At 37.0% G+C, this 25,038-nt stretch carries 19 protein-coding genes and 1 riboswitch; of the genes, 3 read left to right on the top strand and 16 right to left on the bottom strand.

All coding sequences use genetic code 11. The features are described 5' to 3' along the window. Positions 1-32: 32 nt before the first annotated feature. The 7 genes from mtnA to ribD form a co-directional block, all read right to left on the bottom strand. Positions 33-1,097, bottom strand: coding sequence for an S-methyl-5-thioribose-1-phosphate isomerase (mtnA, locus tag E7L28_RS02205; protein ID WP_316603715.1), 1,065 nt, complete (start codon positions 1,095-1,097; stop codon positions 33-35). Between the two features lie 43 nt (positions 1,098-1,140). Then, complete coding sequence (gene mtnP / locus E7L28_RS02200; RefSeq protein WP_077708432.1) at positions 1,141-1,935, bottom strand: S-methyl-5'-thioadenosine phosphorylase; 795 nt, start codon at positions 1,933-1,935, stop codon at positions 1,141-1,143. Positions 1,936-2,044: 109 nt separating this feature from the next. Then, positions 2,045-2,923, bottom strand: a complete 879-nt coding sequence (gene hslO / locus E7L28_RS02195; protein WP_012864385.1) for an Hsp33 family molecular chaperone HslO — start codon at positions 2,921-2,923, stop codon at positions 2,045-2,047. 198 nt (positions 2,924-3,121) lie between these two features. Then, positions 3,122-3,583 (bottom strand): 6,7-dimethyl-8-ribityllumazine synthase, encoded by a 462-nt coding sequence (ribH, locus tag E7L28_RS02190; RefSeq protein WP_281782974.1) that lies wholly within the window; start codon positions 3,581-3,583, stop codon positions 3,122-3,124. A gap of 69 nt (positions 3,584-3,652) precedes the next feature. Continuing rightward, on the bottom strand, positions 3,653-4,855 hold the full coding sequence (locus E7L28_RS02185; protein ID WP_287531180.1) for a bifunctional 3,4-dihydroxy-2-butanone-4-phosphate synthase/GTP cyclohydrolase II: 1,203 nt from the start codon (positions 4,853-4,855) through the stop codon (positions 3,653-3,655). Positions 4,856-4,870: 15 nt separating this feature from the next. Continuing rightward, a complete protein-coding gene (locus E7L28_RS02180) occupies positions 4,871-5,527 on the bottom strand; it encodes a riboflavin synthase (RefSeq protein ID WP_024061652.1) in 657 nt (218 codons plus the stop codon). Continuing rightward, positions 5,508-6,722, bottom strand: coding sequence for a bifunctional diaminohydroxyphosphoribosylaminopyrimidine deaminase/5-amino-6-(5-phosphoribosylamino)uracil reductase RibD (gene ribD, locus E7L28_RS02175; RefSeq protein ID WP_287531181.1), 1,215 nt, complete (start codon positions 6,720-6,722; stop codon positions 5,508-5,510). Before ribD ends, E7L28_RS02180 begins: the two co-directional genes overlap by 20 nt. A 67-nt stretch (positions 6,723-6,789) precedes the next feature. After that, positions 6,790-6,905: riboswitch (FMN riboswitch) on the bottom strand. A 293-nt stretch (positions 6,906-7,198) separates the two neighbouring features. Between ribD and poxB the strand changes: the two genes are divergently transcribed. Beyond that, positions 7,199-8,941 carry a ubiquinone-dependent pyruvate dehydrogenase gene (poxB, locus tag E7L28_RS02170; RefSeq protein ID WP_287531182.1) on the top strand — a complete coding sequence of 581 codons (1,743 nt, stop codon included), beginning with the start codon at positions 7,199-7,201 and terminating at the stop codon, positions 8,939-8,941. A 110-nt stretch (positions 8,942-9,051) separates the two neighbouring features. Here the strand turns inward: poxB and E7L28_RS02165 are convergent, their stop codons facing one another. The 6 genes from E7L28_RS02165 to E7L28_RS02140 all read right to left on the bottom strand — a co-directional run bounded on the left by E7L28_RS02165 (position 9,052) and on the right by E7L28_RS02140 (position 17,660). Beyond that, positions 9,052-9,711 carry a hypothetical protein gene (locus E7L28_RS02165; protein WP_156697554.1) on the bottom strand — a complete coding sequence of 220 codons (660 nt, stop codon included), beginning with the start codon at positions 9,709-9,711 and terminating at the stop codon, positions 9,052-9,054. Positions 9,712-9,768: 57 nt separating this feature from the next. Next, a complete protein-coding gene (locus E7L28_RS02160; RefSeq protein ID WP_174892299.1) occupies positions 9,769-9,978 on the bottom strand; it encodes a hypothetical protein in 210 nt (69 codons plus the stop codon). A gap of 144 nt (positions 9,979-10,122) precedes the next feature. After that, positions 10,123-13,914: a PolC-type DNA polymerase III gene (locus E7L28_RS02155; RefSeq protein WP_316603711.1), complete on the bottom strand. Its 3,792-nt coding sequence runs from the start codon at positions 13,912-13,914 to the stop codon at positions 10,123-10,125. Positions 13,915-13,916: 2 nt separating this feature from the next. Continuing rightward, positions 13,917-14,894, bottom strand: a complete 978-nt coding sequence (gene holA / locus E7L28_RS02150; RefSeq protein ID WP_316692200.1) for a DNA polymerase III subunit delta — start codon at positions 14,892-14,894, stop codon at positions 13,917-13,919. An 11-nt stretch (positions 14,895-14,905) separates the two neighbouring features. Next, the gene (locus tag E7L28_RS02145) at positions 14,906-17,134 is read right to left on the bottom strand and encodes a ComEC/Rec2 family competence protein (protein ID WP_316711419.1); all 2,229 of its coding nucleotides are present in this window, start codon (positions 17,132-17,134) and stop codon (positions 14,906-14,908) included. Beyond that, a complete protein-coding gene (locus E7L28_RS02140) occupies positions 17,091-17,660 on the bottom strand; it encodes a helix-hairpin-helix domain-containing protein (RefSeq protein ID WP_120054804.1) in 570 nt (189 codons plus the stop codon). Before E7L28_RS02140 ends, E7L28_RS02145 begins: the two co-directional genes overlap by 44 nt. Before the next feature lie 111 nt (positions 17,661-17,771). Here E7L28_RS02140 and E7L28_RS02135 point away from each other — a divergent pair, with 111 nt between their 5' ends. After that, positions 17,772-19,001: an aminopeptidase gene (locus E7L28_RS02135; RefSeq protein ID WP_120054805.1), complete on the top strand. Its 1,230-nt coding sequence runs from the start codon at positions 17,772-17,774 to the stop codon at positions 18,999-19,001. A 160-nt stretch (positions 19,002-19,161) separates the two neighbouring features. Here the strand turns inward: E7L28_RS02135 and E7L28_RS02130 are convergent, their stop codons facing one another. The 3 genes from E7L28_RS02130 to E7L28_RS02120 form a co-directional block, all read right to left on the bottom strand. Beyond that, positions 19,162-19,641, bottom strand: a complete 480-nt coding sequence (locus E7L28_RS02130) for a deoxycytidylate deaminase (protein ID WP_004695896.1) — start codon at positions 19,639-19,641, stop codon at positions 19,162-19,164. 75 nt (positions 19,642-19,716) lie between these two features. Further along, a complete protein-coding gene (gene leuS / locus E7L28_RS02125) occupies positions 19,717-22,185 on the bottom strand; it encodes a leucine--tRNA ligase (RefSeq protein ID WP_120054806.1) in 2,469 nt (822 codons plus the stop codon). A gap of 90 nt (positions 22,186-22,275) precedes the next feature. Beyond that, on the bottom strand, positions 22,276-23,958 hold the full coding sequence (locus tag E7L28_RS02120) for a glycosyl hydrolase family 18 protein (protein ID WP_060919823.1): 1,683 nt from the start codon (positions 23,956-23,958) through the stop codon (positions 22,276-22,278). Between the two features lie 157 nt (positions 23,959-24,115). On the opposite strand from E7L28_RS02120, the gene lgt reads away from it, so the two are divergent. Continuing rightward, the gene (gene lgt / locus E7L28_RS02115; RefSeq protein ID WP_008713970.1) at positions 24,116-24,940 is read left to right on the top strand and encodes a prolipoprotein diacylglyceryl transferase; all 825 of its coding nucleotides are present in this window, start codon (positions 24,116-24,118) and stop codon (positions 24,938-24,940) included. Positions 24,941-25,038: the final 98 nt, after the last annotated feature.

Genomic DNA, 25,038 nt, shown 5'->3' with positions numbered 1-25,038 from the left:
ATGCTTAATAAGCTAATCATTAAGATAATAGACTATTTAGATTCTACAATCTGGCGTAGCTTATCGATTGACTCTTCATAATTTGGAGTCAATACTCCCTCTTCGGTGATAATCGCTGTTACAAGTTCATGAGGTGTTACATCAAATGCAGGATTAAGTACATCAATACCACTAGGGGCTGTTTGAACACCGTGTAAAGCAGTTACTTCATCATCGTTGCGCATCTCAATAGGAATATCTCCACCATTTTCCAGAGTAAAGTCAAATGTACTATAAGGAGCGGCTACATAGAACGGAATATTGTGGAATTTAGCTAGTACAGCCACACCATAGGTACCAATTTTATTGGCTACATCCCCTTTTGTAGTGATGCGGTCAGCACCGACGATAACGGCATCAATTAACCCATGTTGCATCGCATAGGCTGCCATATTATCTGTTTCAAGAGTAATAGGAATACCATCCTCGTGAAGTTCAAAGGCTGTAAGTCGAGCACCTTGTAATAATGGACGTGTTTCATCAGCATATACGCGTTCCAATTGTCCATTTTCATGTAATTTACGGACAACACCAAGAGCTGTACCTAAACCACCTGTAGCTAGTGCACCAGCATTACAATGAGTTAAGATGCGAATATTCTTTTTACCTTCAAATAATGTAGCCCCTGCTTCGGCCATACGTCTATTCAAAGACACATCTTCTTCGTGAATGATAATAGCCTCTTTTGTAATGAGGTCTACTACTTCACTCATTGAGGACATACTGTCAACATTAGTTTTCACAAGAGAAATGACACGATCTACAGCCCAAGCTAAGTTGATTGCTGTAGGGCGAGTTTCTTTTAAGGTCTCACTAAACTCATATAAGCTTGTAAGTTGTTCACTAAATGGCGCCTCTAAACGTCCTGCTTCAATAGCAGCTAAAATGAGACCATAACTAGCAGCTACGCCAATAGCAGGTGCACCACGAACGCGAAGCATTTTAATAGCTTCGGCCACTTGACGCCAATCTGTACAGTGAACGTATGTAATTTCAGTAGGCAATTTAGTTTGATCTAATAGTACCAGCGTATCTTTACGCCATTCAATATTAATCATAACTTCTCCTTCGATGAACTATTGTGTATCATTATGAGTGTGATTATAGTTTAAAACCACCATATTCATGCATGCGATTATGAGCATCATAACGCGCATCCACATCGATTGCATCAATAGCACCTAAGATAAGAGATTTTAGTTGGGCCGCCATATTGCCCATCATTTCTACAACTTCCGCATGTGTCAAAGCAGATTCAGAAATACCTGCTGCATAGTTGGTAATCATAGAGATCGTCGAATAAGCCATTTCAGCTTCATTCGCTAAATTTACTTCCGGTACATTTGTCATACCTACTGTATCGCCACCGAGCATGTGGAACATTTTGATTTCTGCAGGAGTCTCAAAACGAGGGCCTTCAGTACATACATAGGTACCTCCATTGTGTATCGTAAGGCCTTGTTCCGTACCTACCTTTTGAAGAATATTACGTAATTCAGGGCAGTATGGATTTGTTACATCAAGATGTGCCACTGGACGGTCCCCGCCTTCATAAAACGTAGTGATGCGGTTCTTTGTGAAATCTAAGAATTGGTCAGTCAACACAAAATGACCTGGCTTAAAGTTCTCATTTAAAGAACCTACTGCTGTCGTGGAGATAATAAATGTAACGCCTAGTTTTTTGAGGCCCCAAATATTAGCACGATAGTTAATTTTGTGTGGAGGAATTGTATGATCTTTGCCGTGACGAGCTACAAAGATTACAGTTTTCCCATGGTATGTACCTTGTACATAATCTATTTCACCATATGGTGTCACTAAGGATTCTTCATGAATATTTTCAAAGATGGACGGATCATAAACACCAGTACCACCAATTACGCCAATTGCACTCATTGTGACCTCCTATTATTAATAACTCTATCTTTTATTTTCTCATAGAATAGAAAAACAGGCTATAGGAAAAACCTAGTAGCCTGTATTTTTTCTACATATTATAAAGTTTTTATTGAATTGGACCTTTTGAAGTGAACATATTTTGTAACTCTTCACGTGTGAAATGATATTTTTCATTACAATAATGGCAAACAAGCTCTGTTACGTCATCTTCCAAAATAGCATTCTTATCTTCTTCACGTAATGTCATTAGCACACTGGCAAAGCGATCACGACCACAACGACATTGGAAATGAATTGGTTCATTATATACTTGATTCACAGTTAAACCATCGAGAACGCGTTCCATAAGACCTTTACCATCTGGATTTGCTTTCAAATATTCTGTAATAGGACCAAGTTCATTAATATTCTTTTCTACTTGTGCTAATGCTTCATCTGTAGCATCCGGTAAGGCTTGTACGATAAAACCTCCAGCTACAACCGTATGGTAATCTGGATCTACTAATACACCTAAACTAATCGTAGACGGTACTTGTTCAGATGCATATAAATAATATGCCAAATCCTCTGCTACTTCACCACTTTGAATCGGGCTTGTAGAAGTATAGTCTTGCGCCAATTGTGTAAATCGTGTAACTTGTACTTCCCCATTATGACCTACGGCAGCACCAACATCAAGCTTACCAGCATGCTTTAAAGGTACATCTACATGTGGCTCGTCTACATAGCCTCGAACCGTATTATCAGAGAATGCATCTACATGAACTACACCTAGTGGACCATCACCTTTGATACGAAGACTTACGTTTTCATGGTTTTTAAAATCACCAGCCAATAAAATAGCTCCCGTCATAGCACGACCTAAAGCAGCTGTTGCTACAGGCCATAAATCATGACGTACACGAGCTGTTTCAACTGTATCGGTTGTTACAGCTAAAGACATACGAACCCCTTCTCGGGTTGTAAAACGTTTTATATAATCCATTCTATCATTCCTTATTTCTACTTATTTTATATAAGATATTATATTTATATTGCTTATATAGTATATCATGTCAAATATTTAACTTTCAATAATAGAGAATATATGTTCGTCTAGTCTGATTTAAAGTTAAAAGAACATATTTTCGATGATATAAAAACACCCAGTACCATGAGATACTGAGTGTTATATATACAGTTCTTAGATTTGATCGATAAGGTTAACCATTTCGATTGCACCCATAGCACAATCATAACCTTTATTACCCGCTTTTGTACCAGCGCGTTCGATAGCTTGCTCGATGTTTTCAGTAGTCACTACACCAAACATAACTGGAATACCAGTTTCTAATGAAACGTGGGCAATGCCTTTTGCTACTTCATTACATACATAATCATAATGAGTAGTAGAACCACGAATAACTGCACCTACACAAATAACTGCATCATAACGACCAGATAAGGCAGCTTTTTTAGCAATCAATGGAATTTCATAAGCACCGGGAACCCAAATTACTGTAATATCCTCTTGTTTAACATCGTGACGAAGTAAACAATCTTCAGCGCCTCCGATTAATTTAGATGTAATGAACTCGTTGAAACGGGAACCGATAATAGCAAATTTCTTACCAGTACCTAATAAGTTACCTTCTTGAACCATCATTATGTTGACCTCCTCTATTCCATCTAAGGAAATATATATGTAACGACCGAGTTATATGGTGAAAGTTAATTAGTCTTCTAACATATGACCCATTTTTTCTTCTTTTGTTTTTAAATAGCCTGCATTAAATTTATTTGCAGCAATGATGAGTGGTACACGGCTAGTTACATTGATTCCCCAATGTTCTAAGCCATGACGCTTTTCGGGATTGTTAGTTAATAAGCGGATGCTTTTAATACCCAAGAAACGGATAATTTGAGCCGCTAAGGAATATTCACGCATATCTGCAGGGAAGCCTAATTGTTCATTTGCTTCTACTGTATCAAGGCCCTGTTCTTGTAATGCATAGGCTTTAATTTTATTGGTCAAACCAATGCCACGGCCCTCTTGTCGCATATATACAACAACGCCTTTGCCTTCTTTTTCAATAGCGCGCAACGCATTGTCTAATTGTTCGCCACAATCACAGCGCTTAGAACCAAATACATCGCCTGTTAAACATTCAGAATGAATACGTACAAGCACATCGCTACAATCTTGAACATTGCCCTTTACGATAGCTAAATGCTCTTTATGATCTAATTCATTTTTAAATACAAAGATATTAAAATCACCAAATTTAGTAGGCAACTTAGAACAAGCACCAAGCTCAACCATATCTTCATGTTGTTTACGATATTCTATAAGTTCTGCTACAGAAGCAATTTTCAAGTCATGCTCCTTAGCAAATTTCATAAGATCTGGCAAACGGGCCATATCGCCATTGTCTTTAGTAATTTCACAAATAACGGCAGCCTCTTGTAACCCTGCTAGGCGACAAAGGTCGATAGATGCCTCAGTATGACCTTGACGTACCAATACGCCGCCCTCTTTATATACAAGTGGAAATACGTGACCTGGACGACGGAAATCTTGAGGTTTCGGATTAGGATCTAATAGTTTTTGAATTGTATAAGCACGCTCTGCAGGAGATACGCCTGTTGTAGTATCTACATGATCCACAGTCACAGTAAAAGCAGTTTCATGGTTATCAGTATTTTTGGTAACCATTGCAGGAATGCCAAGTTTTTCTAACGCTTCGCGGCGCATAGGCGTACATACGATACCGCGAGCGTATTTAACCATGAAGTTAATATTTTCTTGCGTCGCAAACTCTGCAGCAATGATAAGATCGCCTTCGTTTTCACGGCTTTCATCATCAACGATAATAACAGGTTTACCAGCTTTAAGGTCTTGTAAGACCTCATTAATAGAATGTAATTGTTCGCTCATAGGAACGCTCCTTACTTATATAAATCCATTCTCTACTAAGAGGGATTGCATAGATTTTTTAGGCTTTTCTTCGGTAGGTTCACTACCAAGATTCATAAAATGACGAATATATCGTCCAGCAATATCCGTTTCTAAATTGACCTCTGTTCCAATATGAGCAAAACCTAAAATGGTTTCACTCAAAGTGTGAGGAATGATAGAGACGGAAAAACTACTGTCTGTTCGTCGCATAATTGTGAGGCTAATTCCATCGATGGTAATGGAGCCCTTATAGATAACATAATCCATAACGGATTTTGGAGCCTCGATAGTAAAGATAATGGCATTATCGGTTTGTTCACGATTAATAATACGACCTGTACCATCTACATGGCCTGCCACAATGTGACCACCAAATCTACCATTAGCAAGCATAGCTCGCTCTAAGTTGACTGGTTGATGGACTTTCAAATTAGTAAACGTAGTCATCTTAATGGATTCTGGCATCACATCCGCTGTAAATATACTATTGCCAATCGTTGTGGCCGTCAAGCACACCCCATTAACAGCTACGGAATCACCAACTTTTAAATCGCTAAAAATTTTTTCTCCTCGAATTGTTATGGCTAAGGATTTAGGGCCCTTTTTAATGTTCTCGATGCGGCCGATTTCTTCAACGATTCCCGTGAACATAAGCGCCCCTCCTTCCTTGACGATACGCTTCAATGCGAATGTTATTATCTAATACTTTAGTCTTGGTAAAAGTTAATTGCGGTGAAACCTCTAAACTTTCAAAACCTCGACCTCCTACAGCAGGTGTTGCATCGTTACCACCAATAATGGTATTTCCAATATATGTTACGACCTTATCAAAGTTCTTCGTTTCCACAAAGGAACTGATAATTGCAGATCCACCTTCAACAAGAATAGATGTGTAACCTAGTTCACCTAGTTTTGTAAGAATATCATCGATAGATAATTTCTTAATATCTATGACAATGTCTGTGCTCTTGCTTTTACGAGTAGAAATAGATTCTACTACGGTTACTTGAGCACCAACTTGTTCTAAGGCTTGTATCCGATCCTTAGGACAACCTTTAGATACGAATATATGAATCTTGCGATTATTTATTTCAAAGACGTGACTAGTAGTAGGTGTTCTACCAAGACTATCCAAGATAATTACGTCTGGTTGATGAATCGTAATCGGTTCATCAAGTATGCTTTTATCTAATAACGCATCTGATAATTCACTATCCGTTAAACGACAATTTAACTGTGGATTATCTGCCAAAATTGTACCAATTCCAACGAGCATGGCATCATGCGTGGCACGCAACACATGTCCATCACGACGAGAGGACTCATTTGTAATCCATTGAGATTGTCCAGTAGATGTAGCAATTTTCCCATCTAGTGACATAGCACTTTTTAGAGTGACAAAAGGCTTACCTGTCTGTATATAGGTAAAGAAATGCTCATTTAGTTCAGCACATTCATCACTACATATGGGGCAAACAACCTCAATACCTGCTTCACGAAGTAACTCCATTCCTTTTCCAGAAACTAGTGGATTTGGATCCGTACTACCTACTATTACTTTAGCTATACCAGCCTCAATGATACGAAGCGCACAAGGTGGTGTTTTTCCATAATGGGAACATGGCTCTAATGTTACGTATAAAGTAGCACCTTTGGCATTATCACCTGCTTGATTTAGTGCATGCACCTCAGCATGAGCTGTACCAGCTTTATGGTGATAACCTTCACCGATTATTGTATTATCTTTTACCACAACAGCACCAACCAAAGGATTTGGTGAGGTGTGACCTGTGGCTAATTTTGCCAGTTCAATGGCGCGTTTCATATATACTACGTCATCCACCATATCACCTCAATAAAAAAAGGACTATTACATAGTCCTTGGGTCATCTTAAATGCGCACAACAAATGTGCCTCGTCTTTTCTCATCCAGACTCTACTGTCGGTATCGGAATTGCACCGATTCATACCAAAAAGGTTCGCGGACTTTACCGCCGGTAAGGAATTTCACCTATCCCCAAAGACTTATCTATTTTGTTTATGAATTAATAGTAACACTTTTATTAATGTTATGCAAGAATAATAGTTTTGTATTGAGAAAGAATATTAAATAATTTAATTAAAATATAATTTTTAGAACACAAATACTAGAACAATATAAATAATAATATATATTTACTTTTAATATAAACATATATAAACTATGTATACAGTAAATAGTAACTTTTATCACATAATTACATGTTAAACAAGTCTAATATAGTATATATGGTTTGAATAACCATATTTTAATGATAGTAATTATTAAATATAGGTGATAATATGGCAAAAAAACGAATTTCTGATGTACTTATAGAAGTCTTAGCCAATGCGGGCATCGAACGCATTTACGGTATCACTGGAGATAGTCTAAACTCTGTAAATGATAGTTTACGCCGCAATGGTAAAATTACATTTGAACATGTACGACATGAAGAAACAGCAGCCTTTGCTGCCGGTGCAGAAGCATCCCTAACTCATAAACTAACTGTATGTGCTGGTAGCTCTGGTCCTGGCAACTTACACTTAATTAATGGTCTCTTCGATTGTCATCGGAATCGTGTTCCAGTATTGGCCATTGCTTCTCACATTCCTCAATCTGAAGTAGGTTTGAACTATTTCCAAGAAACACATCCAGAAAATCTATTCAAAGAATGTTCTTGTTTCTGCGAACTTGTATCCAATCCTAAGCAAATGCCGGAAATTCTATTCCGTGCTATGAACGCTGCTGTTGGTAACCAAGATGTTGCTGTTATCGTTCTTCCTGGGGACGTTGCAGTTATGGAAATGGAAATTGATGAATTACCTGTGTGGAACCCACCTCGTTTACCTCATATTGTTCCACAACGAGAAGATATTGAAGAAATGGCGGCTCATTTAGAAACAGGCAAACGTATTACCCTATTCTGTGGTGCCGGTTGTGAAGGTGCTCATGATGAAGTGGTAGAATTAGCAAAACGCTTGCAAGCACCAGTTGTACACGCTTTCAGAGGTAAAGAATGGGTTGAATGGGAAAATCCATATGATGTAGGTATGACTGGCCTATTAGGCTATACATCTGGCTACCGTGCTATTGAACAATGTGATACATTGGTAATGCTTGGTACAGACTTCCCTTATCGTCCATTCTATCCAGAAAATGCGAAAGTAATACAAGTAGATAGAGATCCTAGTGCTTTAGGTCGTCGCGTACCTCTTACACAAGGTATCATTGGTACTGTAAAAGATACGTTAAAAGAATTATTACCTCTTGTAGGCCAACGTGGTGATACTGAATTTATTGATACTGTACGTAAAGCATATACAAAATTTAGAGCTGACTTAGATAGTTATGCCGTAGCTGAACCAGATGGTGTAGCAATTCACCCTCAATACTTCGTAAATCGCCTCAATAAACTAGCAGCAGAAGACGCAATCTTTACCTTTGACGTAGGTACTCCAGTTATTTGGACTGCTCGTCACTTAAAAACAAATGGTAAACGTCGCATCTTAGGTTCCTATAACCATGGGTCTATGGCGAATGCTATGATGCATGCTATTGGCGCTCAAAATGCATGTCCTAACCGTCAAGTCATCTCCCTCTCTGGTGATGGTGGCTTTACAATGATGATGGGCGAAATGTTAACATTAAAACAACTTAACTTACCAGTTAAAATCTTTGTATTCAATAACGAAGAACTTAGCTTTATCGCTATGGAAATGAAAGCTTCCGGCTATCTAGACTACGCTACAGACTTTGTAAATCCAGATTTCGGTAAACTTGCTGAAGCTGCTGGTATCAAAGGTGTGAGCATTCATAACTCTAGCGAAGTTGATGAAAAAATCATGGAAGCCCTTAACCATAATGGCCCAGTCATCGTTAACGTTCGCGTAGATAAACAAGAACTTGCTATGCCTCCTAAAATTGCATATCAACAAGCTAAGGGCTTCAGCAAATACTTGATCAATGCAATCCTTGATGGCCGTGGTACAGAGCTTAAAGAAATGGCCAAAACAAACTGGATGAAATATAAATCTTTATACTAAAACTTTACTAAATCTGCCAAATATTTAAAACTGCAAAACTTTCAAAAAAGAGGTGTCATCAAATGATGACACCTCTTTTATCTATAATAATCAGCTTTTAATAAAATAATTTATAATTTTAAAACTCTATACTTTTTAGGCAATCTAACAGTATATCTCTTTCGATTTTGAGCTAATAAACCTTCAATGATAATTTTCTTAATTATGGCACATTTTTTTATACAATTAAAAATAGATGATAACATTAATGTTGTACTCAAAGCACATAAAACTATAAAATATAAATCCATAAGAATTGTATGATCTCGATTAGCCCAATATATTACCCCAATAACAAATAAAATAAGTATTATATAAAATGCTAGTGATTCTAAACATGAAACTCTAAAAAAAGTAATAATAATAAACCCTAATACGCTTATGACAAACGAAGATAACCCTATTATACGCATATATTCGTTATATGATATAAAAATATCTTCTGAAAAGTTTGGTTTTAAAATTTCAAAACTTAAACTTACACCAACCCCAATCATGGATGTTAATATTGCACCCCAAAATATAGTAGAAAATATAAATAATAGTTTACTTTGAATATTACTAATTAAAACTTCATATATATATTTTAACTCAAAATTCGGTAACCCCATTACTTTGCTATAGATATATTCTCTATAGGCTTTATAAAAACCAACTTCTGGACATCTTTTAAAAAACAACAGAAACATTCGTATATTATTCAAAGTTTCATATAAAATATTTTTTATCATATATATCTCTCTAAGCCTCTCAACTTATAAAATATACTTTAGAAAGTTAGCATATATTCATCTATAATAATCGTCTTCGTAATCGTCTTTATACCGTATTGCATCTAGATCAGATGGAGATAATACATTACCCTCTTCATCTACATATTCACGGAATTCATTAAAGTATATACCTGGAATATCAGATTCTTCTAACTCAGGCGCATCCTCGGGCTCAATATCCCAAAATTCTATCTCCAAAGATTGATTTTTGTTTTTATCTATCATTTCCTAACACTCCCTTTATTAGAGCACTCTATTTAAATACAAATCAATGTAACTTTATTGTAGCAAAATATATAAAAATAAGCACTATATCCCTTTTTAGTTATATAGTGCTTATTTTATATTTAAATCTAATCTTGTATGTTATTATGCTCCAAATAGTGACATTTGTTCGTCTTCAGGAAGTTCACCACAGCATTTGAGGTCTTTCATAAGATCAATGATGGTATTTGATACTTTACAACGGCGTTGTAAGTCTTTTAGAGATGTAAATGGACGTTCATTTCTTTCCTCGACGATAGCATCAGCTACTGTTTCACCAAGGGAATCAATAGCTAAGAATGGAGGTAATAGAGCACCATCCTTAATGCTAAAGCGTCTAGCTTCGGAGTGTTGAATGTCTACATTGATAAAACGATAGCCCCGTTGATACATTTCCATAGATACTTCCAAAGCACTCATAAGGTCCTTATCTTTAGGACTGGCAGCACGATCAAGAGCCTTGATACGGTTAAACTCGGTCAATTGTGTTTTGAGGTCCCCTGTCATGATCCGTAAATCGAAGGCTTTCGCACGAATGGAGAAGTAAGCTGCATAAAATGCCAATGGATGATATACCTTAAACCAAGCAATACGGAAAGCCATCATTACGTAAGCTACCGCATGTGCCCGTGGGAATAGATAGGAAATCTTTTTACAAGATTCAATAAACCATTCAGGAATATTATTTTCACGCATTTCTGCTTCAAATTCCGTCGTAGCTTGCCCTTGTTTATTTCGTTTTTCAATACCCTTACCTTTACGCACGTTTTCCATTACAAAGAAGCTATGCTTTCTATCCATGCCGCGATGAATCAAGAAGTTCATTACGTCATCACGAGTTGAAATGGCTTCATTCAACTTACAAGTACCATTTTTAATGAGATCTTGCGCATTGTCGAGCCATACGTTTGTTCCATGTGAAAAGCCAGAAATACGAACTAAATCAGAGAATGTTTGGGGACGAGAGTCTTCAAGCATGCCCCGTACGAATTTCGTGCCACATTCTGGAACAGCCAAACTAGCTACTTGGTCACCTTGTAATTGTTCAGGTGTTAAGCCAATCCCTTCTGTAGAGGAGAACAAGCTCAATGTCTTTGGATCATCAAATGGTATTGTCTTGGCGTCGATACCTGTCAAATCCTCTAGCATACGAATAATTGTGGGATCATCATGGCCCAGAATATCAAGCTTAGTCATACGACCTTCGATGGAGTGATAATCAAAGTGTGTCGTTAATACGCCACTTTCCTTTTTATTCGCTGGATGTTGTATGGGCGTAAAATGATGCACATCCATATCTCGAGGACATACCATAATACCACCAGGGTGTTGTCCCGTAGTATTCTTTACATTTGTAAAGCCTTTCGCTAAATGTTCAAAGAATCCATTGCGGGCTTGTATATCTCGAATTTCGGCGTATTTTTTAACATAACCAAAAGCAGTTTTATCAGCAATTGTACCGATTGTACCGGCTTTAAATACATTGTCACGGCCAAATAATTCTTCCGTATATTTGTGAGCTTTTGCTTGGTAATCACCGGAGAAGTTAAGGTCAATATCTGGAACCTTGTCACCTTCAAAACCAAGAAAGATAGCAAATGGAATATCGTGACCATTTGTTTGTAACGCATGACCACACTTAGGACAATCTTTACGAGGCAAGTCAAAGCCCCCTGCATATTCACCCTTTTCAAAGAACTCTGAATATTTACAATTAGGACATACATAATGTGGCGGTAATGGATTTACCTCTGTAATCTCAGACATGGTTGCTGCAAAGGAAGATCCTACGGAACCACGAGAACCTACGAGATACCCATCATCAAGAGATTTTTTTACCAATTTATGAGCGATATAATACAATACACCATAACCATTGGAGATAATACAATCTAGTTCATAGTCGAGACGCTCTTGTACTACACGTGGCAATGGATCACCGTAAATAGCCTTCGCATTTTTATAGCACATTTCTGTGAAAGCTTCGTCAGCACCTTCAATCTTAGGTGAGTATGTACCATCAGGAACGGGCTTAATATCTTCAATGCTATCATTAATAGCACGTGTATTAGTAACGACTACTTCGTATCGCTTCTCTTCGCTTAAGTAAGGGAATGACGCAAGCATTTCATCTGTAGTACGTAAATGTAAATCTGGTTGTTCATCTGCATCTGGATATCCACATGCAGTTAGCATGATTTCACGATATATTTTCTCTTCTGGTGTCAAATAATGAACGTCACAAGTAGCACATACAGGTTTATTCAAGGCTTCCCCTAATTCAATAACGGTCTTATTCATATCGATGAGGGCTTGCTCATCTGGCATGAGACCTTTACGAACCAAAAACATATTATTAGTATGTGGCTGAATTTCAAGATAATCGTAGAAGGATGCTATTTCCAAAAGCTCTTCTTTTGTAGCTCCACGAACAATAGATTGCATAAGTTCCCCTGCTTCACAAGCAGAACCGATGATAATACCTTCACGATGTTCTTCGATAACGGAACGAGGCAAACGAGGACGAACCTTGTAATGTTCAAGGTGAGAAATGGAAATCATTTTATATAAATTACGCAAGCCAACCATATTTTTAGCTAATAAAATAATATGATAGCGTTTATCTTTTTCCTTCTTCTTCTTTTTATCTAGTACAAGCTCCTCATCTTTTGTTACCGTTTCATCTTCGATGAGGTAACCTTCTACACCATAGATAACCTTAACACCTAACTCTTTACCAAGGGCTTGCGCTTCAGGAAAGGCTTGTACAACACCATGGTCAGTAATGGCAACCGCAGGATGACCCCATTTTTTAACTGTTTTAAATAAATCCTTAACAGATACGAGAGCATCTTTATCACTCATCTTAGTATGTAAATGAAGCTCTACACGAGAATCTGGACGGTTTTCAGTTCGCTCTACACTTGTAGTTTCCACTGCTTCAATACTGCGAATCGATAAGATATAATCTTTATCAAAACGATCGTCAAAGTTGACACTACCTTGTACACGAACGCGTTGTAAGCCTTTTAATTGTTTAAGTAGCGCATCCCCTTCTTCAGGGCTATTCGTAAACTTGATAAATTTAATGCTATTTGTATCATCTACAATGCTGCCATTAACGATACTTTTACCAGTCTTAGTATCACGTTTATCTAAACCTACAAAGACACCTTCAAAAATTACACTAGGTGTATCCACGGTGCCCATGATTTTAGAGGTGACCCCTTCAATTTTAGGTCCTAAAATCATGCCTTCATCTGTAGGTGCCTCCTTTGGTGCACCACGAGTATATTTACCATCCCCTTCACTTCTTTTAGCCGTAGATTTTGTAGTTTTTTTAGGTCCAAAGCCTTTGCTTGCTTTAGATGTACTGCTCACAGATGCGATAGTATCACTACTACTAGATTCGGCAGCCGTATGATTAGAACGAGGCACAACAACTGGGCTATTGTTGAAATAGCCTAATTCAACAGCTTCTACAAATGGGGCAAAATCATCTTCGTCAATATCATCATATTCATCTTGTTGATCATAACCTGCAAAAGACTTGCCTTTAGGTACTTGATTTTTAGCCTCTTCAGCTTCACGTTGTGCTTCAGCCGCTTCAATCCATTCACCAGCACCACAGCCACCGCCATAATAATAGGTATCTAAACCTTCACCTGTTTCCGTATCCACTTTCCAAGCAAAACAGCAAGCTGTATCAGTATTGGTTGGAATATCATCAAAAGAAATATTCTTTTCCTTGTACCATGCAGACAATCTGTCTCGTAAACTAAGCAATGTAGAAAATGCGGAGTCCGCAGCTTGAATCGTCACATGTTGGCTATGACAGTTCACATAGAAAGATGATTTCTTATTCTGTTTTGGTACAACGCGATAACGTACTTTCATTTTTATCCTTTATACCCACAATAGGTAATACATAAATCTCTAAATCGCCAAATATCGCCCTTGCTACTACGACTATCTAAAATAATCTCATAGAGCCCTTTTAATAAAGCTCGCAAGGCCTTAACTGAAATCCTAGGACTTGCTTCGTAAGCCAACTTAATCGGATATGGTTTAAATGACGAATCATGATCCTTACATAAGTTTTGTATGGCTTGAACAGACATTCCCGCTTGTCGACATTCACTAACCAGTAGCTGTAGACGTAATTGCCCCTCAATATAGCTCATAGCACGGTCTAATTCTTTATAGCCGAACATAAATGGAAATAGTTCAAGTAATGTATCGATATCTCTTTTTAACAGAGCCTCTTTAAAGGTAAATATATTTTTAGCTCCATAGTCACTGCCATTTTCCTCTAGGAATTCTTTGGTAATTACTTTTTCCCCAGTAATTTGCAAGAAATATCGGTCAAACTCAGTTCTCATAAAAGAAACAGGTACATCTTGCCACAAATCGATGAGATGAGTTACGTATTCTTGTGCATCAGGCGTCATGTTAAAGCCATGAGATGTACAATACTGACGTATCCACATCACAAGGTCTGCCCCTTCAAGGCGCTTACATTCACGATTCGGTATTTTATTTAAAAGCTCTTTATTCTGCTTGATTCGTTTATCTATCATGTCATGATAAATCAAAACAATTGGATTATCCCCATTATATTCCATGATGAGCTCATATAATGGGACCCAAGCATCACTATTTTTGCCGCTTTTACGAATAATGGGCAAGTTAACTAAGCAAAACACTTTTTGATCCCCAAAGAGTGAATCTTCACAGAGCTTTTCACTAATCTTCTGTGGGCCCGCCTCATCGTCTAATACGGTCACGGGAAGGTCTGGATAGGCACTTAAAAATTTGCGTTTCTCTTCTTCAATTAATTGTGGCTCATCGCCATAAATGAGTTGAATATGTGCCATGTTTCCTCCTTTCACAGATAGATATCTTTGATATAGCCGTATCCCATTATATACATATGTTCTGTTGATGGATCCACATCGCGTAACGCACCGTGGGGACTGCCAAATAGAATTGTACTATGAGGTGAAATACGCCCTATTTCATTCAGTACACTGGATCGACTCGTTATATATAACACATTAGTCTTATCATTTAATTTTAGATTTTTTTCTCTACTTTGTCCATTATATATGACGATTTGGTTCATACCATTTTTATATACCACCTGTGCAGAACCGTTACTGTGAAAGTACTCAACTTTTACATCTTTAGGATTTACACCATATGCCCTTACGGCCTGATTAATAAATCTTTCATTAGGTATAGTTTTAATATAATCTGGTGCATCGATTAATAGATATGCTCCTCTATGGTTTGGGTCTATGCAAAGTAACACATTACACTGTTTCATAGGAATATAATGGATTATTGTGTCCTTGTGATGCTGAGTCACATAGTATGAAGCACCAAAGGTTGCAACCATACATAATAAGGACATCACTATATATACAGTATACTTATTCTTATGTGTCAAAAAATACGTAAACAAACCTAATAGAGCATAATATATATAAACACAATAAAGATGCATCATACCAAGCCAAAGTAAACTATGACTACGTCCTAAGACATGATTTAAATATAAAGATATTCGCAATAGTACATCTACTAAAGACCATATTAACGATATAGGGAATACGTAACTGACTAAAGTACTTACAAAAATTAAAACTATGGATATATCTAATAGGGGCGCTACTATACAGGCTGCTAGCAAACTAGCAATGCTAATATAGTGAAAGTAATAGAGTTGTAATGGCAATATGAGTAACTGTGCGGATACACATAATATAAAAGGTGTTTTTATCCATCTTGGTAACCACTGTATCCGTTCATATAATACTTTTCCCCATATGAGTAAACCATAAGTCGCCCCGAAGGATAGTTGAAAGCTTACATCAAACAAAGAAAAAGGATCATATACAAGACATAGAATAGCGCATATACATAAAGCCTGTTTAGCTTGATATAATCGTCCTTTTACATAAGCCATGCACATGAGTATACTCATCATCATTGCACGTATAACAGGTGCATCTCCACCAACGATACAGCAATATATACAAGCTACTAATATACCTAAAATTAAGCATGTGCGCTTCCGTAATTTAACGAGTCTTCCTAAACCGTAAATTAAGGCTAATAGCAGTGCAATATGTGAGCCAGAGATAGATAAAATGTGGATGAGACCCGTATAAGCAAAATCTTTCATTCGCTCTTCCCCTAGCTCACTATAATGACCACCCAAGCATAAGGCTTGTGCTAATACCTTTTGTGGACCATCTAGATTACTAGCAATATTTTTTTCAATAGATTCTCGTATTTGACCACATAAATATAAACTTTTTCCATATAGTTTTTCAGAAAATGTTTCTTTAAAGTGGAATGCTTGTAAATCTTTATTAGTAGCAGATCGATATACACCATCATAGATTCGACCTCTTGTATTAGAGCTCATATATCTACCTCTAAGATTAATGCGTCCTTCCTCTTCGATGAGAAATAAACTTTTTGGTGTACCTTCAATTATTGCTTGATCCCCTAGCCGTATTAAATACTTTGTAGTAGATACCTTTGAGTAAATCTGTAATCGACCCTGCGCCTTAATATAGTCGTTTTTAGCAGTATCTTTATAGGGATGTAATCCATGTAACTCTACATTATATTTGTAATATTTCTGTTTATCGATAGTTACTAATTCAGGATATGATACGACAGTGCCAAAATATTCTCCTTCTTGCTGTAAATAGAAAGATGTATAGCTGTTATAGTTAATAATTCGTAAGTCTGTTTGATAATAGGATAATCCCATTGCAGCAAAAACTAATATTAATAAATTGGCATATAAACGCCACCTACAATATGATTGCATTATTTTAATAACAGTTACACCAATAATAGCTAAGGCAATCGCAAAAATATAATGCATTTGACTAAGTACGGGATAATATTTACCATATCCTAATATAGTGCCAATTATTATAGATCCCAATATAGTATGTGCCCATTGGCTATAAGTTATAAATGGCTTTGTATTAACTAATACTTGAGTATTGAAGATTGATTCCTCAAACGCTCGTTCTGTATTCCTAAATTTAGATTGTAATTTTATCTTTAATCTTCTTAAATACGCCATCACCGATGCCCTTCACCCCCTTGATACCTTCAACGGATGTAAAGGGTCCTTTTTGTGAACGATACTCTTCAATTCTTTTTGCCATAGCGGGTCCTATGCCTGGTAATGCATCAAGCTCTTTTGCAGAAGCTGTATTGATATTAATTTTGTTACCGCGCAATAAAACCTCTGGATTACCGTGGAAGTTAAATACTATGTGGATATGATCTCCCGCATTAACCGACTTTGCCATATTGACTGATTCTACATCAGCATAAGGTAATAGCCCACCTGCTAACTGAACTACATCACCTACAGTAGCACTACTTTCAAACTCATATAAACCAGGTGAAACTACGGCGCCCGTAATATAAGCTATAGGTTTGTTGGATGTTTGTTCAACAGTTGATATAGAAGAATTTCCATCTATTGCTCCTTCAACTAAGACAGAATCGCTTTCATCTGTTATAATAGGCCATAGGAAATAAATTCCTACTAAAACACATAGGATTAATATAATTGTTATATATGGATTCAATTTTACTTTCATAGTGCACCTCCTACTGAAAGAATTCCCTATGAAAAAGTAAACTCCTACCGTTGACTCTATTGGTCACACCAGCAGGAGTTTCATAATTGATGTCGAATATAAGGAGATACAATGAATCAAGAAACATTAAAAAAATATGCACATACCTTGTTAAAATATGGCGTAAATTTACAAGAAGATCAAACTCTTGTTATTTCTGTAGATGTGGAAAACAAAGACTTTGCAGTTATCGTCACAGAAGAAGCATATGAATTAGGTGCCAAAGAGGTTGTCCTCAACTGGAGATGTTCTCCAATCGCTCGTCAACGTTTATTACATGCTAAGGAATCTGTATTAGAAAGACCGGCTAACTGGATTCCTGAATTCTACAAGCAATACATCGATGATAAAGCCGCTTTCTTATCTTTGATTAGTGCGAACCCAAAAGCGTTAGAAGGTATTCCAACAAATCGTATTTCACTACAATCGCGTAACTTAAATAAAGCTTTATCCTTCTACCATACAGCGATTATGAACTCCTCTGTTACATGGTGCGTTGCTTCTGTACCAACTGTTCTATGGGCAGATTTACTTGGCTATGAAGGTACAGATGAAGAGAAAATTGAACAACTATGGACTACCCTATTAAAACTTTGCCGTATTGAAGGTGTAGAACCGAAAGACACATATCGTCATCACATGGCAAAATTGCGTCACCGCTGTGAAGCATTGAATAAATTTGACTTAAAGGCATTGCGGTATACTTGTGAAAATGGTACTGACCTCTTATTAGAATTACCAGAAGGTCATATATGGCTAGGTGGTGAAGAATCTTCAAAAGATGGCACTATTTTTAATGCCAATATTCCTACAGAGGAAGTTTTCTCCGCACCCCAATATAATGGTGTTAATGGTATTGTATACAGCACAAAACCTTTAATTTACCAGGGTAATACTATTTCTGATTTCTCCTTTACTTTCAAAGAAGGTAAAATCGTTGATTATACTGCAAAAGAAGGTTATGAAGTATTAAAAGAGTTAATAGAAACCGATGAAGGTTCCCTCTACCTCGGCGAAGTTGCTTTGGTGGACCACTTCAGCCCAATTAGCCAATCTAACCAAATTTTCTACGAAACATTGTTTGATGAAAATGCATCCTGCCATTTAGCGATTGGTGCATCTTATCCTACATGCCTCAAAGATAGTGATGGTTTATCTGAAGAAGAATTAAAAGAACGTGGCCTTAACTACTCCTTAACACATGTAGACTTTATGATTGGTCATGAACATATGAATATTAAAGGCTACACTCGTGACGGTCAAGAAGTAGACATTATGATTGATGGCCATTTACAAGTATAAACATGACTACAGTGTAATCCTACATTGGATGATAGTAAAAACTGTACGTTCAATCTAACGGATCTGGTTGATATCAATTTATAATAGAAAACTACATATAAAAGAACCCCTATATACGCTTGTATATAGGGGTTCTTATAAGTGGTAAAAAATTATTATATCACAATGTAATATTCAATGTGCGGCCTGTAGATTTGTATTCAATAATGTCTACACCTGCGGTTTTCAACATCCGTTTGGATGCTTTTACTTCTTTTGTATCCTTATAGAGATCATCGCGATAGATAACGGCTTTAATACCACTTTGAATGATGGCTTTCGCACATTCATTACATGGGAAAAGCGTTACATATATTTTAGAGCCCTCTAGAGAACCGCCACGATAATTTAAGATTGCATTGAGTTCGCTATGTACAGTATAGAAATATTTGTTATCATCAGCTGTATCACGTTCCCATGTGAAATCATCATCACTGCAATTCAAAGGCATACCATTATAACCAATGGACAAGATTTTATTATCATTACTAACAATACATGCACCAACTTGTGTATTTGGATCCTTAGAACGTTGTGCTGCCAAAATGGCAACACCCATGAAGTATTCATCCCAGGAAATATAATCGCTACGTTTTGCCATAATTACCTCACTTAAAATAAGCCCCCTTCTACCTATGTAGTTGGGGGCTTACAATATTAAACAAATAGAATATCCTTATTTAACAACGATATTTACAAGTTTACCAGGTACGTAAATAACTTTTACGATATTCTTACCTTCTATAAATTCTTGAACACGGCTAGATTCTTTGGCCAATGTTTCTAATTCTTCTTTTGTAATATTTACGGAAACAGTAAGTTTATCACGAACTTTACCATTTACTTGCAAGACTACTTCTACTTCGTCTACAACGAGAGCAGATTCTTCATATACAGGCCATTTTTCTGTGTGAATGGATGTAGTTTCACCCAATTCATGCCACAATTCTTCTGTAATATGAGGCACAAATGGCGCTAAAAGAAGCAATAAGGAATGTGTCAATTCATTAGCTAATGCACTATTGATTGTTTCTGCTTTATCCTTATGAGCATACATAGCATTTACAAGTTCCATGATGGCAGAAATCGCTGTATTAAAGTTGAAATTATTATCTAAGTCTTCCGTAACCTTTTTGATAACACGGTGTAATTCACGACGCAATCCGAATTCGTCTTTTGTAAGATCACCAGTTACATTTTTCTTAGCCTCTTCGTTGTACGCATCAACAATACGCCATACACGGCCTAAGAAACGATAGGAACCTTCAACACCTTGGTCAGACCAATCAAGGTCACGATCTACAGGCGCTGCGAATAGAATAAACAAGCGAGCAGTATCTGCACCATAAGTATTGATAATTTCTTCAGGAGAAACTACATTACCTTTAGATTTAGACATTTTACTGCCTTCTTTAAGAACCATACCTTGTGTCAACAAGCCACGGAATGGTTCATTTGCATCGATAAGGCCTAAATCGTGAATAACTTTCACAAAGAATCGAGAGTACAATAAATGCAAGATAGCATGTTCAATACCGCCGATATATTGGTCAACATTCATCCAGTAATTAGCAATTTTTTTATCGAATGGAGCTTGGTCGTTTTTAGCGTCTGTATAACGCAAGAAGTACCAAGAGGAATCGATAAATGTGTCCATCGTGTCTGTTTCACGACGTGCAGGGCCACCACATTTAGGACATGTAGTATTTAAGAAGCTTTCAGATGTAGCCAATGGAGATACAGCACCAGATTCAAATTTAACATCCTCTGGCAAGCGTACTGGCAACTCTTCTTCAGGAACGAGTTGTTCACCACAAGTTTCACAGTATACTACAGGAATTGGCACGCCCCAGTAACGTTGACGAGAAATCAACCAGTCACGAAGACGGAAGTTTACCTTACCTTCACCAATGCCGCGTTCATTAAGAGCTGCCGTGATATTTTTACGAGCCTCTTCAGATGTTTGGCCATTATATTCACCAGAGTTAACGAGGATACCATCTTCATGATACCATTCTTGCCATTTTTCAAGGCTGTATTCTTCACCTTCACGAGTTACGACTTGTTTAATAGGCAAATCATATTTATGAGCAAATTCCCAGTCGCGTTCATCATGTGCAGGGGAACCCATTACAGCACCAGTACCATAGTCTACCAATACATAGTTTGCAATCCACACAGGAACTTGTTCGCCAGACATTGGGTTTACTGCATAAGACCCAGTAAACATACCTTCTTTAGGTGCCTCTGTAGATGTACGGTCGATATCGCTCATATTGCGCATACGTGTAATGAAAGCTTCTAATTCAGTTTTATTAGGAGCATTTTCAATGAGGCGTTCCACATATGGATGTTCAGGAGCCAATACTATATAGCTTACGCCGTAAATAGTATCAACACGTGTAGTATACACAGATACGCGTTCATTGATGGATGGCACTTCAAAGGAAAATTCTGTACCTTCAGAACGACCAATCCAGTTCTTTTGCATCAACTTAACACGTTGTGGCCAATGATCTAGAGTATCTAAATCAGCTAACAAGCGATCCGCATATTCAGTGATGCGTAAAAACCATTGTGACAAATCTTTTTTCTCAACAGGGTTATCACAGCGCCAACAAGCACCATCGATAACTTGTTCATTTGCCAATACAGTATGACAAGTTTCACACCAGTTTACTTTTGCTTCCTTTTTATAGGCTAAGCCTTTTTTATAAAACTGTTCAAAAAACCATTGAGTCCATTTATAGTAATCTTCTTTACATGTTGCTACTTCGCGGTCCCAATCATAGGACAAACCAAGTGCTTTTTGTTGCAATTTCATGTTCTCGATGTTATCAAGAGTCCATGTTTTAGGTGCTATGCCATGTTTAATCGCCGCGTTTTCAGCAGGCATACCAAAGGAGTCCCAGCCCATTGGATGCAACACGTTGAAGCCCTTCATTTTTTTGAAACGAGCTACTACGTCACCGATGGAATAGTTACGCACGTGACCCATGTGTAAGTTACCAGATGGGTACGGGAACATTTCTAATACATAGTATTTTTCTTTAGATTCATCATATTCTGTTTTAAATGTATGGTTATCTTCCCAATACTGTTGCCACTTTTTTTCAATATCTTGGGCTACATACTTTTCGTTCATGTAGGGGCCTCCTCATATGGTCAACCTCATAGGTTGCCATTTTATAATTAATATTTTTATTTTACTACGTACTGTAAAAGCAGTCAAACACTAGCGTTTTACGACTTGAATAGTTTTTATTAAATCATTTTTAGGGCTTGTATTTTGATCAGAACTATGACTAGTATATAAATCATTTTGCTCTTTAACAGTTTGTTTATTGTGTTCTTTTCTAGCTTTAGCCTCTTCTTCTAAGCGTTTTTTCTCAGCTTTTACTTTTTCAACTTCTTCTTTTGCTTTGCGTTTAGCAGCTTCTTTCTCTTCTTTAGCTTTCCGTTTTGCTTCCGCTTTAGCTGCTTTTTCTTTTTCTTTTTCTTCTAAGCGTAATTTGTATTGTTCAAGCTTTGTTAATGGTTTAGCTTCTTGAACTACAGGTTCAGGAACAACTGCTGTAGGAGATTTAGGAATACCACGTCCTAAGTCTTTTTCTTGAATCATAGTAATCGTAGAAATATCTTCAAACCCTTTACGCCATGCTGCAAACCCACCAAGGTGTAATTCTTTTACCAGATCAAGTTTTAAGCCTAACGATGTATTATCTTCAAACCAAATACGATCTGAACCAGAAGCTGTTGGAATAGATAAATAGTATAACTTTAATCGATCGTCCCAAGTCATTTTATCTCTGTAATTAGCAAAGTAATTACTTGTATTCTTCATAGCCAATGTCTCGCTTTTTGCATAACCATTCGTTTCATGCCATAAGCGCATATAGAATGGTACGCCTAATATTAACTTTTGAGAAGGAACTTCAGATAGCATTCTTTCTGTATGGCTACGGACCCAAGGATAACTTGCAACAGGACCTGCAGTAGTACTCTTAGCCCAAGTTTCGTCATACGCCATAAGAACTACATAATCTACTGTATCTGCCAAAGCTTTACGGTTATACACTAATGACCATTCTGGACTATCAGAATAGCCAGTCACATCGATAGAAGTTTTAATATTATACTGATGTAAATGATTAGACAAATATGCTACAAATGTTGTTAAACGATCACGATCAGCATAATTAATGTTTTCAAAGTCAAAGTTATAACCATCAAACCCATATATATAGGCATATTGAACAAGGTTATGAGCAAATTTCTTCCATACCGATTGATCCGACAAAATACCACTTGTAAAATTAGAGTCAAACCGATTAGTAATTAACGGCCAAATATGATAGCCTTTATCCTTATACGCTTTCACATAATCAATATTTACATTTGAACTTGCTTCTAAACCTAAGCTATGCAATTTAAACCAACTTGGAGAAATAATATTATCACCACTCGTATTGAGTTTTGCCTGATACGGAATTCCCTCTGTTGTCCATGGATCAAAAGCCCACGCCAATGGTGTTTGCAATGTATAAGGTGCTTTCACCGTAGATGCTTCTGGTGCAGGTCCTAAAATAAGTTGACCATTATTTTTTGTATAACTAACACCCAGCATAGCTGGCTCAGACTCAATATCTACATAGGATATACCATCTTTTTTGGTAATGGGCAATTTAACAGGTTCACCTACGGCTGCAGGATTTAAAATAACCGTATCACCTTGTAATTCACTTTGTGGAATATATACTGTATATGCTGTTTTATATTGATTTGCTTCGTAATGACGTGTAGTAGTGGCTAAAAATTGATCTAATGGTACCAATACCTCTGCTTGTACGATTGTACTAGATAATGCAGACATTACTAAAGCTGTTAATGATTTTATAATAGTAGATTTACGAATCATGTACTCTCCTAATTCTAGGTCCCATACTGGGATACAATACCAATCTCTATATTATACCATATTATATATAGTTCATCTCTTTTCTTGCATGAAGGATATATGTAATTTATAATTTAATTTATGTACTAATAAAAAATTATCACATAAGGAGTTTTGTATGCATCAATATTTATTTTTCATAGGGGACTTCCCTATTAGAGCCTATGGTACCATGTTAGCTTTGGCTATCATTTGTGGTGCCTCTGTTGCCTATGTACTTTTGAAAAAGGATGGCCGCGGTTGGCATGAACACATCATCGACTTTTCCATTACTGTAGCCGTAGCTGGTCTCATCGGTGCTCGTCTATGGGACGTATTCTTCTTTGATTGGGATTATTACGGTAATCATTTATTAGAAATTCCCTTTGTTTGGCAAGGAGGTATGGCCATTCAAGGTGGCGTGGTACTAGGCACAATTGCTGGCTATTGGTATCTTCGTAAAAACAAAATTGACTTTTGGGCTTTTGCCGATTTATTTGCCCCTGCATTGATTTTAGCTCAATCGGTAGGCCGTATGGCAAACCTTTTAAACGGTGATGCTTTCGGTCATCCTACGGGTGGTAATTATGGTATTATCTATCCTGAAAGTACCCTTGCCTATCGCACCTACGGTAATCAGCCGCTTTGGCCTGCCGAAGTATGGGAAGGTCAAATTGATATTCTGATCTTTGTAGCCCTTCTATTATTTGGATCTTTCAAACATGCTAAGGGCCAAGTGTTCGTACTATATGCCATTCTCTATTCTACGGCTCGCTTCTTCTTAGAGTTCTTACGTGGCGATTACGTAAACTTAACGCTAGGTTTAAAATCTGCTCAAATGACGAGTTTAATAGCCATCATTGTAGGTATCTGTGTATTCATTTATCTAGGCTATCTTGAAAAGAAAAATCAAGCTGTTATAGTAGCTACAGAATCAACAACAAAAACTAAAAAACGTAAATAATAAATACAAAAATACTTAACAAAAAAGTCCTACACTCATGGGTTTTACCTATGAATGTAGGACTTTTACTATTTTTTGAAATAAAACTATTTCTTAAA

It is taken from the genome of Veillonella parvula (assembly GCF_032575955.1).
Taxonomy (GTDB): Bacteria; Bacillota; Negativicutes; order Veillonellales; family Veillonellaceae; genus Veillonella; species Veillonella parvula_J.
The sequence above is the reverse complement of the archived record's forward strand: the minus strand, read 5'-3'. Positions and strand labels throughout refer to the sequence as shown.

Excerpts from the sequence above, each read along its gene's own strand:
- mtnA (WP_316603715.1), bottom strand. The coding sequence starts at position 1,097 with ATGATTAATATTGAATGGCGTAAAGATACGCTGGTACTATTAGATCAA.
- ribH (WP_281782974.1), bottom strand. The coding sequence starts at position 3,583 with ATGATGGTTCAAGAAGGTAACTTATTAGGTACTGGTAAGAAATTTGCT.
- holA (WP_316692200.1), bottom strand. The coding sequence starts at position 14,894 with ATGGCACATATTCAACTCATTTATGGCGATGAGCCACAATTAATTGAA.
- E7L28_RS02140 (WP_120054804.1), bottom strand. The coding sequence starts at position 17,660 with ATGAAAGTAAAATTGAATCCATATATAACAATTATATTAATCCTATGT.
- E7L28_RS02160 (WP_174892299.1), bottom strand. The coding sequence starts at position 9,978 with ATGATAGATAAAAACAAAAATCAATCTTTGGAGATAGAATTTTGGGAT.
- E7L28_RS02135 (WP_120054805.1), top strand. The coding sequence starts at position 17,772 with ATGAATCAAGAAACATTAAAAAAATATGCACATACCTTGTTAAAATAT.
- leuS (WP_120054806.1), bottom strand. The coding sequence starts at position 22,185 with ATGAACGAAAAGTATGTAGCCCAAGATATTGAAAAAAAGTGGCAACAG.
- mtnP (WP_077708432.1), bottom strand. The coding sequence starts at position 1,935 with ATGAGTGCAATTGGCGTAATTGGTGGTACTGGTGTTTATGATCCGTCC.
- poxB (WP_287531182.1), top strand. The coding sequence starts at position 7,199 with ATGGCAAAAAAACGAATTTCTGATGTACTTATAGAAGTCTTAGCCAAT.
- ribD (WP_287531181.1), bottom strand. The coding sequence starts at position 6,722 with ATGGTGGATGACGTAGTATATATGAAACGCGCCATTGAACTGGCAAAA.
- E7L28_RS02165 (WP_156697554.1), bottom strand. The coding sequence starts at position 9,711 with ATGATAAAAAATATTTTATATGAAACTTTGAATAATATACGAATGTTT.
- E7L28_RS02155 (WP_316603711.1), bottom strand. The coding sequence starts at position 13,914 with ATGAAAGTACGTTATCGCGTTGTACCAAAACAGAATAAGAAATCATCT.
- E7L28_RS02130 (WP_004695896.1), bottom strand. The coding sequence starts at position 19,641 with ATGGCAAAACGTAGCGATTATATTTCCTGGGATGAATACTTCATGGGT.
- E7L28_RS02120 (WP_060919823.1), bottom strand. The coding sequence starts at position 23,958 with ATGATTCGTAAATCTACTATTATAAAATCATTAACAGCTTTAGTAATG.
- hslO (WP_012864385.1), bottom strand. The coding sequence starts at position 2,923 with ATGGATTATATAAAACGTTTTACAACCCGAGAAGGGGTTCGTATGTCT.
- E7L28_RS02180 (WP_024061652.1), bottom strand. The coding sequence starts at position 5,527 with ATGTTCACGGGAATCGTTGAAGAAATCGGCCGCATCGAGAACATTAAA.
- E7L28_RS02185 (WP_287531180.1), bottom strand. The coding sequence starts at position 4,855 with ATGAGCGAACAATTACATTCTATTAATGAGGTCTTACAAGACCTTAAA.
- lgt (WP_008713970.1), top strand. The coding sequence starts at position 24,116 with ATGCATCAATATTTATTTTTCATAGGGGACTTCCCTATTAGAGCCTAT.